This is a genomic window from Enterobacter sp. C6 (genome assembly GCF_008122455.1).
In the GTDB taxonomy this organism is placed as follows: domain Bacteria; phylum Pseudomonadota; class Gammaproteobacteria; order Enterobacterales; family Enterobacteriaceae; genus Enterobacter; species Enterobacter pseudoroggenkampii.
Map to the genome: position 1 here is coordinate 1 of NZ_QPFW01000046.1, position 1,707 is coordinate 1,707.

A 1,707-nucleotide genomic window follows, 5' to 3' on the forward strand; every position below is an offset into this window, starting at 1 on the left:
CTGAGCTCGCCGCTGTTGGCCAGCGTGTCGCCGCCGAGCGTCAGCGTTCCGCTGCTGCGCAGCGCGCCACGGTTAGTGAGGTCTGCCACGCCGAGCGTCAGCGCCGAGTCCCCCTCGACGGTGCCCTGGTTTTGCAGGCTGTTCGCCGTGATGTGCAGGTCGCTGGCTGCAATATTGCCCGCGTTAGCAAACGCAGTGCCGTTCAGGGTGAGCCGGTCGTCCGCCAGCAGACGTCCGGTATCGGTGTTGGTCAGGCTGAGGTAGTCGCTGCTCAGGCTGACGCCGTTGATTTCACCCTGGTTTGTCAGCGTGTCGCCCCGGAGGCGCAATGTGCCGTCAGTGGTGATAAGCCCGCTGTTAGACAGCACCGGAACGTTCAGCGTTAAATCCTGCGTGCTGTAGACCGATCCGCCCGCGAGGTTTGTGAGTAAACCGGTCTTCAGGCCGAGCAGGGTGGTCCCCTGCAGCAGTCCGCTGTTCTCCACCGAGGCAGCGTCCAGCGCCAGCGTACCGGCAACCAGCGTACCGCTGCTGATGATGCGGTCAGGAGCCGTCAGGGTCATGCGATCCGCTTTTGCGACGCCGGACTGGAGGATGTTCTGTCCGCTGAGCGCGATGGCGCTGGCGGTAAGCTCTCCGCCGCTGGTCAGGTCGCCGGTCGCGTTAAAACTCAGCGCGTTACCGGTGGATTTCCCGGCGTGCGCAAGGGTGCCCGCCGTCACCGACAGAGCACCCTTCGCCGCCTGCGTGCCGTTCAGCGCGGCATTCTGCGCCTGCAGGGTAAGCCCCTGCCCGCTCTGCAGATGCGCATCCCGGCCGGTGGTCAGGTCGCCGGTGCTGACGGTTAATGCCCCCGCCGCGTCCGTCTGCCCGTTCAGGCTGGCGCTGCGGGTCGCGGAAATCTGTACATTGCCCTGACTGGTGGTACGGGACGCCTGACCGCTGGTCAGGGTGCCGGCCTGCGCCGTCAGCGCCGTCGCGCCGGACAGGGTGCCGTTCTGTTCAAGCGCGTCTGCCGTCACGCTCATCGCCCCGTCAGCCAGCAGGCTGCCGCTGTTACGCAGGGCCTGCTGCGCCGTGACGTTTGCATTGCCTTTCGCGCTCAGCGTGCCCCGCTGCTCCAGGGTATCAACGCTCAGCGCCAGGTTGCCGGCGCTCTGCAGGGTACCGCTGTTAGTGACCGTCTGCCCCTTCAGGGTGACGCCGTTACCCTGCACCGTGCCGCCGTTTGTCAGCACTCCTGCGTTCACGTCAAGGTGGCCTTTCGCCGCCAGCTGGCCGCTGGTGGATACCCTGTCGCCGGAGAGGGCAATGTCACGCCCCGCATTCACCTGCCCCTGATTACTGACGGCGCTGCCCGTCAGGCGGATATCGCCCGTGGCATCGGCCCGGCTCTGGCCGTCCAGCACCAGCTGCCCGCCGCTCAGGGCCAGATTCTCTCCTGCCGAGACCGCACTGGCCGTGGATGACAGCGTGCCGCCGCTGCTGAGGGTCGCGCGGGTATCGCTACCGCTGCGGGTATTCGTCAGCGTGATATCTTTCCCGGCCGCCACGCTGAGCGCGCCTTTGCTGGTGACGCTGCCGCCGCGCTGCGTCAGGCTGCCGTCGGTGGACAGCGTGGTGTCGGCCTGGCCCGTCAGCGTCGCATCCGCAAGCGCCATTCCCTGTTTGCTCGTGACGGTTAGCGCCCCGCCCTGAGCCGACACG

Annotated in this window: 1 protein-coding gene; it reads right to left on the minus strand. The window is 67.1% G+C overall.

The window, feature by feature from the left end:
* Positions 1 to 1,707: beta strand repeat-containing protein (locus tag DOU50_RS00320; protein WP_416202932.1), on the minus strand; the 1,707-nt coding region annotated here is incomplete at both ends.